This window comes from Streptomyces sp. TAA204 (assembly GCF_000424965.1).
The window spans coordinates 616,912-629,508 of the sequence record NZ_AUKW01000001.1 but is presented as its reverse complement, the minus strand read 5'-3'; the positions used below and the strand labels follow the sequence as shown (position 1 = coordinate 629,508).

The window sequence follows — 12,597 nt, the reverse complement described above, 5'->3', positions numbered from 1 at the left end:
CCCGTCCGGCGGCCGTCGTTGGGCCGCGCAGGTCACCGCCGGGATCAGTCGGCGGCTCGGCGCAGCTCCTGGATGCGGATCAGGTTGCCCGCGGGATCGCGGAAGGCGCAGTCGCGAACGCCGTACGGCTGGTCGACGGGCTCCTGGACGACCTCGGCGTCCCTCGCCTGCAGCCGCGCGAACGTGCTGTCGAGGTCTGTGGTGGCCAGCATGATCCAGCCGTAGGTGCCCTTGGCCATCATCTCGGTGATGGTGCGGCGCTCGTCGTCGGTGATGCCCGGGTCGGCCAGCGGAGGCGCCAGGAGGATGGATGTGCCGGGCTGGCCGGCGGGGCCCACCGTGATCCAGCGCATCTTGCCCTTGCCGACGTCGTTGCGGACCTCGAAGCCGAGGATGTCGCGGAAGAAGGCCAGGGACTCGTCCGGGTCGTCGTGCGGAAGGAAGCTGGTGTGAATGGTGATGTCGTCCATGCCGGTCACGCTAGCTACGACCCGTTGGCCGGTGCTTCTCGATTCCTGACCGGTCTGGTCACCGCTTTCGCCACGCACGGCGGCATTCCCGCCGTCGCGTGCGCCGCCTCGCGCCGGTAGACGCTGGGCGGCACACCGACCAGTTCGGTGAAGCGTGTGCTGAAGGTGCCCAGTGACGAGCAGCCGACGGCGAAGCAGACCTCCGTGACGCTCATGTCGCCGCGGCGCAGCAGCGCCATCGCGCGCTCGATGCGCCGCGTCATCAGCCAGGAGTACGGCGATTCGCCGTAGGCACGCCGGAACTCGCGGCTGAGATGACCGGCCGACATGTTCACGCCGCGGGCGAGCGCCTCGACGTCCAGCGGCTGGGCGTACTCCCGGTCGATCCGGTCACGGACGCGGCGCAGCCGCGCGAGGTCGCGCAGGTGCTGCGCCGTGCTGGATCTGCTGCTCACCTGCGGAATCGTGCCACGCCGCGCCCGACTTGCCCAGCGCCGCCGGGGTCCCGCCCTGCCCCGTCCCGCTCTGCCTGTGCACCGGTCCGGTCACCTCTTCGATCCGCGCACCGCACCGGAGCCTTCAGCCGGTAGCGATCGGCACCTCGCCGGGCTCTTCCTGCCTGGCGATCCGGGGCAGAGTGCGGAGCATGACCCTCGGATTCAACGGTGACGTGGCCGACTACTACGCGAGGTTCCGGCGCGGCTACCCGGACCAAGTCCTCGACAGTGTGCAGGAGTTCTTCGCGCTGACCCCTGACGACCGCGTCCTCGACCTCGGCTGCGGCACAGGGCAGCTCGCCGTTCCGCTGGCATCCCGTGTTCGCTCCGTGATCGGCATGGACCCGGAACCCGACATGCTCCGCCTCGCCCGGAAGGCGGCAGCAGCGCGGGGGATCGGCAACGTGACCTGGCTTCTCGGCGGGGACACCGACATCGCCGCACTGGGTGCCCTGCTGGGCAGGGAGTCCCTGGCGACGGCCGTCATCGGACAGGCACTGCACTGGATGCGGCACGAGGAACTCTTCCCCCGCCTCCTGCCCCTCTTCCGTTCCGGCGGAGGGATCGCTGTGGCCGCGAACGGGACGCCTCTGTGGCTCCAGGACAGCGAGTGGTCGAGAGCGCTGCGTGCCCACTTGGAACGGTACTTCGACACCGAGCTCAAGGCGTCGTGCGGAACGGGCGCACAGGACAGGCTCAGGTACGCGAACGCCCTGGAGGACGCGGGCTTCGGGGGTGTGCACGAGACAGTCGTCTCCTACAGCGACGAACTGACCCTCGATCAGGTGGTCGGCGCGGTCTTCTCCGCCGTTCCCGCCGAACAGCTCCCCGCGCCGTGCGAACGTCCGTCCTTCGCGAGGGACCTGCGTCGGGCGCTTCCCGAAGCCGGTACGTTCACCGAGCACGTCGAGGTCTCGCTGCTCATGGGCCGCGCAGGCTGACGCCGGGCCGCCGGGCCGCCGGGCCGCCGTGGCGCCCGGTGCTCAGTCCGCCCGCCCGGTGCCGAGCCGTCCCGGTGTACCGCCGAGCGCGAGCAGCGCGCTCAGCCCGGAGACGCACGCGAGGGCGGCGAAGAGCGCGGGGTAGCCGCCGAGGGGCCCGGAGAGCGCGGCCCCCGTGAAGGGGGCGAGCCCGGTGGCGACGGTGACGGGGGCGGTGAGGATCGCGGTGAGCCGTCCGTAGTGGCGGGTTCCCCAGCGGTCTGTGACGGCGGTCGCCTGCAGGAGGGTGAGATTGCCGCGGACCGTCCCCGCGAGGACGGCCAGCAGCGTCAGCAGCGGCACGGGGCCCGGCACGAGTGCGAGGGCCGCCGTGGTGGCGCCGCCCGCAGCGATGAGCGCCGTGGTGCGGGTGGTGACGCCGGTACGGCGGGCGAGCGGGGCGTAGAAGACCCGGCCGAGGGTCTGGCCGACTCCGCCGAGGCCCAGTGCCCACGCCGCCTCGGTCGGGGTGGCGCCGCGGGCGTTCATCAGCGGGACGAGGCCGATGACCACGGCGTAGACGGTGCACGCGGAGAGCGTCAGCGCGAGGGCGAGCAGGACGAACGGGCGGCTGCGGGCCACGGGTACGCGCTTCGCGGCGCCCGCCGGGTGCGGAGGGGCGGGCGGCGGGGCGTCGGGCCAGGGTGCGCGCAGGGCGAGGGCGTGGGCGGGGATGGTCACCACGGCCAGGATCAGGGCGAGGACGGCGTAGGACGCTCGCCAGCTGAGGTGTTCGGCGAGCGCGGCGGTCAGTGGGGCGAAGACGGTGCTGGCCAGGCCGCCGGCGAGGGTGAGGACCGTCAGGGCGCGGACGCGGTCGGTGCCCCACCACCGGGTGAGGGCGGCGAACGCGGGCGGGTAGAGGGTGCAGGCCATCGAGGCGCCCGCGAAGAGCCATGCCACGGCGAAGGCCGCGAGGCCGGGGGCGGCGGCGACGGCCAGCACCGACGCGGTCGCCAGTACGGAACCGGCCGTCATCACGGCCAGCGGCCCCCGGCGGTCGAGTACGCGCCCGAGCGGGATGCCCGCCAGCGCGGAGACGAGCAGGGCGGCGGAGAACGCGCCCGTCGCGGCCGTGCCCGACCATCCGGTCTCGGCGGTCAGGTGGGGCAGCAGAACGGGGAAGGCGTAGTAGAGGACGCCCCAGCTCGTGATCTGTGTGACGCACAGGGCGGGCAGGACGAAGCGGGGCCGCGACCGGTCCCCCGTGCCGGTCACGGCTCCGCCGGCTCGTTGCTCCGTCCGGCGCACCTCAGCGACAGCCGCCCGTGGCGAGCGACGGGGCGGTAGCCGCGAGGCCGGGTCGCGGTCGCGGCATGACGCGTGTGACGTGCGTGACGCGTGTGACGTGCACGGCCCGCGCGACGCTCATGGCGTCCATGACATTCATGACGTGCCCCCTTCGCCGGTGGTCCTACGGTCTCAGCAGCCGCCGGAGGACGGGGCGGCCGGGGCGCCGGGCCCGCTGACCTGTACGGCCGTGACCGGAGCGGCGCAGCAGCCGCCGCCCTCCTCCTCGGCCCCGTCCGCCCCGGACTCCTCGAAGAGCCCGGACCCGCTGCACACCCCGGTCTCCGGCAGCGTCAGCTCCACACGCCGGGCGGCCTCCTCGTCCCCGGCGAGCGCGGCGGCGATGGAGCGGACCTGTTCGTAGCCGGTCATGGCGAGGAACGTGGGCGCGCGGCCGTAGCTCTTCATACCGGCGAGGTAGAGGTCCTGCTCCGGGTGGGACAGCTCCTCCGCGCCGTGCGGGTACACGGTGCCGCAGGAGTGGACGTTGGGGTCGATCAGGGGCGCGAGCCGGACGGGGGCTTCGAGACGCTCGTCGAGGCCGAGACGCAGCTCCGAGACGAAGGAGAGGTCGGGCCGGAACCCGGTGAGGACGATGATCTCCTCGACGGGTTCGAGGCGGCGGCCGTCCTCGCTCACGAGTACGAGCCCGCCGTCCGCCTGCTCCACGGCGCCCGTACGGAACCCGGTGACCGCGTCGGCGTGCCCGTCCTCGACGGCGGCCTTGGCGCGCAGGCCGAGCGCGCCGCGCGCGGGAAGCTGGTCGGCTTCGCCGCCGCCGAAGGTGCTCTCGCCGATGCCGCGCCGCAGAATCCAGGAGGCGTGTGTGCCGGGTGCCTGCCCGGCGAGGTCGGCGAGCTGGGCGAGTGCGGTGAACGCCGAGGCGCCAGAGCCGACGACGGCGGTGCGCCTGCCCGCGTAACGGGCCCGTACGGCGGGGTCCTTCAGGTCGGGGACGCGGTGGACGATCCGGTCGGCGGCGGCCCGCTCGCCGGGCGCGGGCAGGCCGTCGCCGCCGAGGGGCGCGGGCGTCGACCAGGTGCCGGAGGCGTCGACGACGGCGCGTGCGAGCAGGCGTTCCTCGCTGCCGTCGGCGGCGGCGACGTGGACGGTGAAGGGCTGCTTCTCGCGGTCCGCGTCGACGACCCGGTCACGTCCGGCGCGGGAGACGCCCGTCACGCGGGTGCCGTAGCGGACGCGGTCGCCGAGGGCGCCGGCCAGCGGCCGGAGATACAGCTCGGTCCAGTCGTCGCCGGTGGGGTAGGAGGCGCCGTCGGGACGGACCCAGCCGGTGGGGGCGAGGAGTTTCTCCGCGGCGGGGTCGACGACTTCGGACCAGGGCGAGAACAGCCGTACGTGGCCCCATTCGCGTACGGCGCTGCCCGCGCTCCCGCCCGCCTCCAGGACCAGCGGGTTCAGTTCGCGCGCGGCGAGATGGGCGGCGGCGGCCAGGCCGACGGGGCCGGCTCCGATCACCACGGTGGGCAGTGGGTTGGTCGGCGCGTTCACTGCGGCTCCCTGGATTGTTTCGACATCTGTCTATGGCTTGCACGGTCAGCATGGCATCTGTTTCGACAAGCGTCAACATAGACGATTATCGAAACAGAAGGGTGGGGGCAGGGATGGAGCAGCCCGGCCCCTGGGGTGTTGATTCGATGTGTGTCAACATAGAAGTATGTCGAACACGGAAGCGCTCCCGCTCGTCGAGGCCGATGCGGTGCCTTGCTGCCCGCCGCTGACGGAACGCCCCTTCACGGCGGAGGAGGCCGAACGCACCGCCGCGATGTTCAAGGCCCTGGGTGACCCGGTCCGTGTGCGCCTGTTCTCGCTGATCGCCTCCTATCCGGGGGGCGAGGCATGCGTGTGCGACATCTCCGACGTCGGCGTCTCCCAGCCCACCGTCTCCCACCACCTGAAGAAGCTGCGGGAGGCGGGGCTGCTGACCTCCGAGCGGCGCGGCACCTGGGTCTACTACCGCGTCGACCCCTCCGTTCTGGCGGCAATGGGCCAGATGCTGGGGCGCGTCGCCTCGTGATCTGTCTGACCTGTCCGGCGTCCGTGATCTGTCAGCCGCCCGTCTCGCGCCGCGCGAGGCGAAGCGCGAGGACGACGGTCACGGCTGTGGCGGCGACAGCGGCCGGCACCGCCGCGTAGCCGTACGCGTCGGCGAGCGGCCCGCCCAGCAGCGGTGCGATCAGATAGCCCGCGATGCCGATCTGGGACCACAGCACCATGGCGGTCACGATGCGCCGCGCGGGAACGGCCTCCAGCAGCACGCCGATCGCGCCGGTGTTGGCCAACCCGATGCCGGTGCCCGCCAGCGCCAGGGCCCCGGCCCACGCCGTGACCGTTGAGGTGGCACCGGCCATGGTGAAACCGGCGACGGTCAGTACCGTCGAGATCAGCAGCGCACGGCGGGGACGCAGGCGGGCGGCCAGTGCGGCGGCCACGGCCACGAGCACCGACGTCGCCGCGTACAGCACCCCGATCTGCGACTGGACGAGCCTGGTCCCGAAGTGCAGCGGCATCACGCCCTCCAGTGTGCCCAGTGCCGTCACCGCGAAGGCGATCCCCGCACTGGCCGCCCAGAAGCCGCGCGAGTGCAGCGCGCCGCGGTCGGAGGCGAACTTTCCCGCCTGTGCGGGCAGCCGCAGCACGAGAACGGGGGCCGTCGCGAGCAGCGTGAGGACCAGATAGGCGGCGAAGGGGCCCCGCACTCCCGGAATGGCGCCGAGCAGGGGGCCGAGCAGTCCGCCGGCGGAGTACGCGGCGAAGATCCGGCTCATGCACAGGTACTCCTGGCCGGGCCAGCAGGCCAGCGTGGTGAAGGTGACGCCGAGCCACAGACAGCCCGACCCGAGTCCCATCAGCAGCCGCGCCACGGCGAAGAGACCCAGGCCGTCACCGAGGACGAAGCCCGCGCACCCCACGCAGATCAGCGCCGAGCCCGTCACTACGACCGTGGACGGGCCGGCGCGGCGTACGGCCGCGCCTCCCAGTGCGAACCCGGCGACCATGCCGAGCGGGAAGGTGGCGACCAGCAGACCCGTCACGGTGGCGCTCGCGCCGGTCTGCCGTGCCAGTTCCGGCAGCACGGGCGCGATCAGGCTGTAGCCGGCGGCGTCCAGTGCGCCCAGCCCGAGCAGGAGTGCGTACGTCATGCCCGACCGCGGCTCCGGCAGTTCGCGCGGGGGAGCCTCGGTCCGGCTCAACGGGACGACCTGCCCGGGCCGGAGTGCGGGGTGCCGGAGGAGACAGCGGCGGGTGCGGGACGGCCCATCACCACGTCGGCGGCCGACGGAAAGGCGTCCACGCACTCCTCGTTGAGCCGGTAGCGGCTGAACGAGCCCTGCCGCTCCACCAGGACGAATCCCACCTCGGCCAGGCCCTTGAGGTGATGCGAGACGGTCGACTGGCCCACGCCCACGGCGCTCACGATCTCCCCGACCGTCATGGGGGCCGCGTGCCGTGCGAGGAGCGTGACGATCTGGATGCGGGTGGCGTCGGCCAGGGCTTTGAACCAGCTCGCGTACTGCGCGGCCTCGGAACGTTCGAGATACTCAGTCATCGGTAATCGACGATAACCGATGACATCTGTCCGTCAAGCGACGGGACCCTGCCCGTCCGGCCGTGCTGTCTCCGGCGGTGCTGTCCGGCGGTGCTGTCCGGCGGGGCCCTGTCCGGCGAGATCTGCGAGGGCCCTCAGCTTCCCTGCCCGCTCGCCGCGGCCGGCGCTTTCGCGTCGGTCGCGTTCACGCGCGGCGCGGGTGCCGGGTCGCGGAGCGTCAGCGCGACCAGCGCGGAGACCGCGCATCCGGCGCCGAGGTAGGCCGCCACCCAGTACCAGTCGCCGCCGCCGAAGGCGACGAGCGCCGTGGCGATGAACGGGGTGAAGCCGCCGCCCACCGCGCTTGCCACCTGGTATCCCAGGCCGGCGCCGCTGTAGCGGTACTCCGCGCCGAACATCTCCGTGAACAGCGGCTGCTGGACGCTGACGATCATGTCGTGGGAGATGTTGACGAGGACGGCGGAGGTCACCGCGAGGAGGATCATCGAACCGGACTCCATCGACATGAAGTACGGCACCGAGCCCAGCACCCCGATGACCGCGCCGGTGAGAAAGACGGGCCTGCGGCCGAAGCGGTCGGAGAGCCAGGCGAAGAGGGGGATCGTCACGATGCCGATGCCGCCCACGAGCAGTCCGATGTTGAGCATGAACGCGGAGCTGAACTCGTACTCGGAGGTCGCGTAGGACAGCGCGAAGGTCGTGACGACGTACATCGTCACAAGCTCGCCGAGCCGCATGCCGATGATCTGGAAGAAGGCCCTGGGCTGTTCGCGCAGCGCCTTGACGACGGGGAGCTTCGGGCGCTTCGGGGCCTGTGCCTCGACCTCCTCCTTGAACACCTCGCTCTCGGGGACGCCCGCCCGTATCCACAGCGCGAGGGCCACGAGCAGGGCGCTGACGAGGAAGGGGATGCGCCAGCCCCAGTCCCGGAAGGCGCTCTCGCCGAACACGGACTCCGTGACCGCCACGGCTCCGGTCGCCAGGATGAGACCCACGGAGTAGCCGACCTGCACGCCGCTGCTGTAGAACGCCTTCAGCTTGGACGGCGCGTTCTCCACCGCCATCAGGGCGGCGCCGCCCCACTCCCCGCCGACGGCGAAGCCCTGCAGGGCGCGGAGGATCACCAGGAGCAGCGGTGCCCACCAGCCGATTGCGCCGTAGGTGGGCAGCAGTCCGATGAGCGCCGTGGCGACCCCCATCAGCAGGACCGTCCACACGAGCATCCGCTTCCGCCCGAGCTTGTCGCCGAAGTGCCCGAAGAACAGACCTCCCAGCGGGCGGCACACGAATCCGATGCCGAACGTGGCGAAGGCCGCCAACGTGCCTGCGAGAGGGCTTACTTCGGGGAAGAAGGCCTCGTTGAAGACGATGGCCGCCACGATCCCGTAGAGCAGGAAGTCGTACCACTCGACGACGGCCCCGATGGAGCTGCCGATCGCCGCCCGTGTCTGCTTTCCCGTCCCTGACTGCTCAGCTGCGTTCTTCATTGACCGACCTCTGTGCGCTTGGTGCACAAGTGTGCGTGACTTGCACGACATGGTGGGGTCGGGTCGTGGGTGGGTCAAGGGGTCGTTCCGGATGAAGTGTGGAAGTCGTGGGACGCGGCTTCCGGATGACGGGTGAGATCCCCGTTGCCCTGTGGGCTGTTGGGGCGAGTCATGGAGGCGATGTCCTGGCGGAGGATTCCACTAAGATGGCACGATGCGTACAGTAGTGCGCATCGTGCACAGGGAGGAACGATGAAGGCAGCAGCACTCACCGCTCCTGGACGGGTCGACATCATCGACCTGCCCCGTCCGGAGTGCGGAGCGAACGAGGTCCTCGTACGCATGACCGGTGTCGGGCTGTGCGGGACCGACGTCGGTGTCGTCAGCGGTGCCCGCCCGGCGCCCCGCCTTCCCTGGGTGCTCGGGCACGAGGGTGTCGGTGAGATCGCCGCGGTCGGGCGCGACGTGCGGGGCCGGTGCAACGGTGAACGCGTCGCCATCGAGCCGAACTACTGCTGCGGGCGGTGCCCGGAGTGCGCGCGGGGATTCACCTCGGGATGCGCCGGCCGTGTGGCCGTGGGGCTCGCGGTGCCCGGCGTCCTCGCGGAGTACGTCGCCGTGCCCGCCGAGTTCGCGCACCCGGCGGCCGGGCACGTGCGCACCGAGGACCTTGTGTGCGCGGAACCTCTCACCGTCGCGCGTACCGCTGTCCGGCGCTCCGGTGCCGTCGCGGGCGACCGGTGTCTCGTCGTCGGCGCGGGTTCGCAGGGGCTGCTGGTGTGCGCCTGTCTCGTCGCGGCCGGGATCACGCCGCTCGTGCAGGAACCCCACGACGGCCGCCGGGCCCTCGCCTCAGCCCTGGGCGCGGAGCCGGCCGGGGAGCCGGGAGCGAAGGTCGGGCACCTCTTCGAGACTTCCGGAGTGCCCGCCGCGCTGGAAGCGGGACTCGCGCACGTCGCACCCGGCGGGAAGGTCACTCTCATCGGCATGAGCGCCGCGCCGCTGGAACTCACGCTGCACGAAATCGTCCGCCGGCAGCTGTCGCTGGCCGGCTCCCTGATCTACGACCACCCCCACGACTTCACCGGGACGGTGGCGCTGCTTGCGGAGGGCACGATCGCGCCGCACCGCGTCCTGCGGGCGGAGTTCGCCCTGGCCGACGCGGCGGCGGCGTTCGACGCCGTGGCCTCCACGCCGGGCAAGTGCTGGATCAACCTCGGGCGTCCGGCGCGGGCGGCGTCCGGCGCCGTCAGGAGGTGACGGAGCTGACCAGATCCGCCTCGATCAGGCGGACCGTGCGCAGCACGATCGGGATGTAGTCGCGCTCGACGAGCTGAGGCGTCGTGCGCCCCGCGTGCACGGAGACGTTGGCGGCGGCGACGACCCTGCCGGCGCGGTCGCGTACGGGCGCGGCGGCACCGCGCAGCCCTTCCTCCAGTTCGGAGTCCACCAGTGACCAGCCCTGCCTGCGCACCTTCTCGATCTCTTCCCGCAGTGTCCGGACGCTGCGGACGGTGTGGTCGGTCTTCTTCTCCAGCCGCAGCCGGCCGAGGCGTTCGTCCAGTTCGGCGTCGGGGAGTCCGGCCAGCAGGACGCGGCCCATCGAGGTGGTGTAGGCGTCGAACCGCGTTCCGATGCTGATCTTCACCGCGACGAGGCGGGTGCTGGGGACCAGCGCCACGTAGACGATCTCGCCGCCGTCCAGCACGGCCAGCGCGGCTGTCTCGTTCAGCTCGCGCGCGAGGGCCTGCAGGTGCGGCTGGGCGATCTCGGGCAGCGACATGCTGGAGAGATAGGAGTATCCGAGTTCGAGGATGCGGGGGGTGAGTTCGAAGGCGCGGCCGTCGCCGGTCACATAGCCCAGGTCGGCGAGGGTGAGGAGGAGGCGGCGGGCGGTGGCGCGGTCGAGGCCCGTCTCGCGGGCGACCTCGGTGAGCGTCTGCGACCGGCGGTCCGCCGTGAAGGAGCGCATCACGGACAGTGCCCTCGCCACGGACTGCACGAAGTGCGGCCCGTACTCGTCGCGGCCCTTCATGGCGGGCTGGGACAACGCCCGAACACCTCCCGCAGTACGACGACTGCTTCCGCTTGTGCGCATTACGCACAGCCTACATCGGTGTCAAGTGCCGCAGTTCAAAGCGGGGACCCGCACAGGCAGGACCCCGTACGACAGGACGCTGTACGGGGCGAGCCGGCCGGGCCCGCCGGGAGAGTGGGTGCGCTCTCCGAACGACACCTGCCCAGCGGTGGCCGTCGTCCTCCCCGGAGCGGCGCTCCCGGGGGCGGCGCGCTCCCCCGCGCACTTCCGCACGGGCCCCGGCTGGCTCAGGCTGAGGCAATGCACAAGGAGAAGGCTGAAGCAACGAAGCCCGAGACAGGGCGGCCCCGTCCCGAGACGCACGGGGAGCGCTCCCCACTCGCCCTCGCGCAGGCGGAGTTCGAGCCCGACGTCGTCTATCTCGACACCGCCGCGATGGGCCTGCCGCCCCGCCGCTCCCTGGACGCCCTGCGGGCCGCGCTGGACGACTGGCGCACCGGACGGGCGAACCCCAGGGCCTACGACGCGCCCCTCGCCGAGGCACGCGCCTCCTACGCCGGGCTGGTCGGCGTCGATCCCTCCCGGGTGGCGGTGGGCAGCCAGGTCAGCGCCTTCGCCGGCCTGATCGCCGCGTCCCTGCCCGACAGGAGTGAGGTCCTCACCGCGGCAGGGGAGTTCACCAGTGTGATCTTCCCGTTCCACGCCCAGGCCCGGCGCGGCGTGCGGGTGCGGGAGGTGCCGCTGGAGCGGCTGGCCGAGTCCGTGACGCCGCGGACCGAACTGGTGGCCGTCTCCGCGGTGCAGTCGGCGGACGGCCGCCTCGCCGACCTCGACCTGCTCACCGAGGCGTGCGCGGCGACCGGCACCAAGGTCCTGCTCGACACCACGCAGGCGGCCGGCTGGCTGCCCGTGGACGCGAGCCGGTTCGCCTACACCACGGGCGGCGGCTACAAGTGGCTGCTGGCGCCGCGCGGGACCTGCTTCTTCACGGTGCAGCCCGAACTCGCGGACGGCCTCGTCCCGCTCGGCGCGGGCTGGTTCGCCGGCGAGGAGCGGTGGGAGAGCCTCTACGGCGGGCCGATGCGGCTGGCTCAGGACGCGCGGCGCTTCGACCTCTCCCCGGTGTGGCACTCCTGGGTCGCGCAGGCGCCGGCGCTGGAGCTGCTCACCGGGATCGGCACGGACGTCCTGCACGGACACGCACTCGGCCTGGCCAACCGTTTCCGGTCGGCCGTCGGGACCGAGCCGGGGGACTCCGCGATCGTCAGCCTCGCCGTCGAGGAGGGCACGCCGGAACTGCTCGAGCGCGCGGGCGTCGTCGGCGGCGTCCGTGCGGGGCGGCTGCGGCTGGCCTTCCACCTCAACAACACCGCCGAGGACGCGGACCGTGCCGCGGAGGCGGTCGCCTCGCACGTGCTGCGGGACGCTTGAGCGGCGGCACGTCGCCGGCCGGCAGGTCGCCGGCCGGGAGGAGCACGGACGGCGGGCGTTCACGCCCGCTTGACGGTGATCGCTCCGTTGCCCGTCGTCAGCTCAAGGGTGTGGTCGCCGGACGGGTCGTCGCGGAAGCCGAGGTTCTTGCGGCCGTTGCTCGTCCTGGCCGACACCTTGTACCGGGCCTCCGGCGCGGTGAGCGAGATCGCCCCGTTGGACGTCCTGGCCCGTACGTCCTGCGGTGTGGCCAGGGAGAGGTCGATCGCGCCGTTCGACGTGACCGCGGCCAGGCGCTCGCCCTTCAGGCCGCGCCCGTTGATCCGGCCGTTGGTCGTACGCACGTCCACGGCTCCCTCCACGTCGTCGAGGTCGACGGCGCCCGAGGCGGACGTCACCTTCACCGCGCCCACCCCCGAGACGCTGATCCCGCCGGTCGAGGTCCTGCCGGTCACCGGGATGTTCGGCGGCAGATCGACCGTGTAGCGCACCGAGCATCCCTTGCCGCAGCCACCGAGGACGAGAACCCCGTCCTCCACGCGGTGGGTGGCACCCCCGGGCTTGTCGCCGTCGTACTCGATCACGCGGCGAAGCGAGACCTCGGTGACGGTCTCCTGGCCGTGCAGCCTGACACCGCCGGAGTTGTTGGCCAGCCGCACGGACGTGATCTTCTCCGAGAGCGTGGTGCTGTCCTCGACGGTCTCCCCGGGGACCAGTCCGCACGCGCCGAGTGCGCTCACGCCGATACCGGCCGCCGCGGCCGCCCCGAGGAGGCGGAGATGCCTGAGCATGGTTTTTCTCCCCGTTCCGGTGGAATATGGCGCCATCGGCCTTTT

General features: G+C 72.2%; 13 protein-coding genes. 4 read left to right on the top strand and 9 right to left on the bottom strand.

Annotated features, from left to right (window positions below):
• Positions 1–44 precede the first annotated feature (44 nt).
• Together H343_RS0102740 and H343_RS0102735 are read right to left on the bottom strand one after the other, a co-directional pair.
• Positions 45–470: a VOC family protein gene (locus H343_RS0102740; RefSeq protein WP_037902179.1), complete on the bottom strand. Its 426-nt coding sequence runs from the start codon at positions 468–470 to the stop codon at positions 45–47.
• 14 nt (positions 471–484) lie between these two features.
• Positions 485–925, bottom strand: coding sequence for a helix-turn-helix transcriptional regulator (locus H343_RS0102735; RefSeq protein WP_028429889.1), 441 nt, complete (start codon positions 923–925; stop codon positions 485–487).
• 191 nt (positions 926–1,116) lie between these two features.
• Here H343_RS0102735 and H343_RS0102730 point away from each other — a divergent pair, with 191 nt between their 5' ends.
• Positions 1,117–1,908 (top strand): methyltransferase domain-containing protein, encoded by a 792-nt coding sequence (locus H343_RS0102730; protein ID WP_037901882.1) that lies wholly within the window; start codon positions 1,117–1,119, stop codon positions 1,906–1,908.
• A gap of 42 nt (positions 1,909–1,950) precedes the next feature.
• Here H343_RS0102730 and H343_RS28495 read toward each other — a convergent pair whose 3' ends face one another.
• Positions 1,951–3,165: an MFS transporter gene (locus tag H343_RS28495; RefSeq protein WP_037901880.1), complete on the bottom strand. Its 1,215-nt coding sequence runs from the start codon at positions 3,163–3,165 to the stop codon at positions 1,951–1,953.
• A 204-nt stretch (positions 3,166–3,369) separates the two neighbouring features.
• The gene (locus H343_RS0102720; protein WP_028429887.1) at positions 3,370–4,746 is read right to left on the bottom strand and encodes an NAD(P)-binding domain-containing protein; all 1,377 of its coding nucleotides are present in this window, start codon (positions 4,744–4,746) and stop codon (positions 3,370–3,372) included.
• Between the two features lie 166 nt (positions 4,747–4,912).
• Between H343_RS0102720 and H343_RS0102715 the strand changes: the two genes are divergently transcribed.
• Positions 4,913–5,272, top strand: a complete 360-nt coding sequence (locus H343_RS0102715; protein WP_028429886.1) for a metalloregulator ArsR/SmtB family transcription factor — start codon at positions 4,913–4,915, stop codon at positions 5,270–5,272.
• A 31-nt stretch (positions 5,273–5,303) separates the two neighbouring features.
• On the opposite strand, the gene H343_RS0102710 is transcribed toward H343_RS0102715, so the two are convergent.
• The 3 genes from H343_RS0102710 to shiA form a co-directional block, all read right to left on the bottom strand.
• Entirely contained in the window at positions 5,304–6,398 is a 1,095-nt protein-coding gene (locus H343_RS0102710; protein WP_028429885.1) for an MFS transporter, read from the bottom strand.
• A 47-nt stretch (positions 6,399–6,445) separates the two neighbouring features.
• The gene (locus H343_RS0102705; RefSeq protein WP_028429884.1) at positions 6,446–6,805 is read right to left on the bottom strand and encodes a metalloregulator ArsR/SmtB family transcription factor; all 360 of its coding nucleotides are present in this window, start codon (positions 6,803–6,805) and stop codon (positions 6,446–6,448) included.
• Between the two features lie 134 nt (positions 6,806–6,939).
• Positions 6,940–8,292, bottom strand: coding sequence for a shikimate transporter (gene shiA / locus H343_RS0102700; protein ID WP_028429883.1), 1,353 nt, complete (start codon positions 8,290–8,292; stop codon positions 6,940–6,942).
• A 252-nt stretch (positions 8,293–8,544) separates the two neighbouring features.
• Here shiA and H343_RS28490 point away from each other — a divergent pair, with 252 nt between their 5' ends.
• Positions 8,545–9,552 (top strand): alcohol dehydrogenase catalytic domain-containing protein, encoded by a 1,008-nt coding sequence (locus H343_RS28490; protein WP_051264472.1) that lies wholly within the window; start codon positions 8,545–8,547, stop codon positions 9,550–9,552.
• On the opposite strand, the gene H343_RS0102690 is transcribed toward H343_RS28490, so the two are convergent.
• Entirely contained in the window at positions 9,542–10,342 is an 801-nt protein-coding gene (locus H343_RS0102690; protein ID WP_486586753.1) for an IclR family transcriptional regulator domain-containing protein, read from the bottom strand. The two genes, H343_RS28490 and H343_RS0102690, sit on opposite strands and share 11 nt — an antisense overlap.
• Positions 10,343–10,630: 288 nt before the next feature.
• On the opposite strand from H343_RS0102690, the gene H343_RS28485 reads away from it, so the two are divergent.
• Positions 10,631–11,761, top strand: coding sequence for an aminotransferase class V-fold PLP-dependent enzyme (locus tag H343_RS28485; RefSeq protein ID WP_078504937.1), 1,131 nt, complete (start codon positions 10,631–10,633; stop codon positions 11,759–11,761).
• A gap of 59 nt (positions 11,762–11,820) precedes the next feature.
• On the opposite strand, the gene H343_RS0102680 is transcribed toward H343_RS28485, so the two are convergent.
• Entirely contained in the window at positions 11,821–12,552 is a 732-nt protein-coding gene (locus H343_RS0102680; protein WP_028429881.1) for a DUF4097 family beta strand repeat-containing protein, read from the bottom strand.
• Positions 12,553–12,597: the final 45 nt, after the last annotated feature.

Coding starts and splice junctions, on each gene's coding strand:
- shiA (WP_028429883.1), bottom strand. CDS start 8,292: ATGAAGAACGCAGCTGAGCAGTCAGGGACGGGAAAGCAGACACGGGCG.
- H343_RS0102680 (WP_028429881.1), bottom strand. CDS start 12,552: ATGCTCAGGCATCTCCGCCTCCTCGGGGCGGCCGCGGCGGCCGGTATC.
- H343_RS0102710 (WP_028429885.1), bottom strand. CDS start 6,398: ATGACGTACGCACTCCTGCTCGGGCTGGGCGCACTGGACGCCGCCGGC.
- H343_RS0102715 (WP_028429886.1), top strand. CDS start 4,913: ATGTCGAACACGGAAGCGCTCCCGCTCGTCGAGGCCGATGCGGTGCCT.
- H343_RS28485 (WP_078504937.1), top strand. CDS start 10,631: ATGCACAAGGAGAAGGCTGAAGCAACGAAGCCCGAGACAGGGCGGCCC.
- H343_RS0102705 (WP_028429884.1), bottom strand. CDS start 6,805: ATGACTGAGTATCTCGAACGTTCCGAGGCCGCGCAGTACGCGAGCTGG.
- H343_RS28490 (WP_051264472.1), top strand. CDS start 8,545: ATGAAGGCAGCAGCACTCACCGCTCCTGGACGGGTCGACATCATCGAC.
- H343_RS0102740 (WP_037902179.1), bottom strand. CDS start 470: ATGGACGACATCACCATTCACACCAGCTTCCTTCCGCACGACGACCCG.
- H343_RS0102730 (WP_037901882.1), top strand. CDS start 1,117: ATGACCCTCGGATTCAACGGTGACGTGGCCGACTACTACGCGAGGTTC.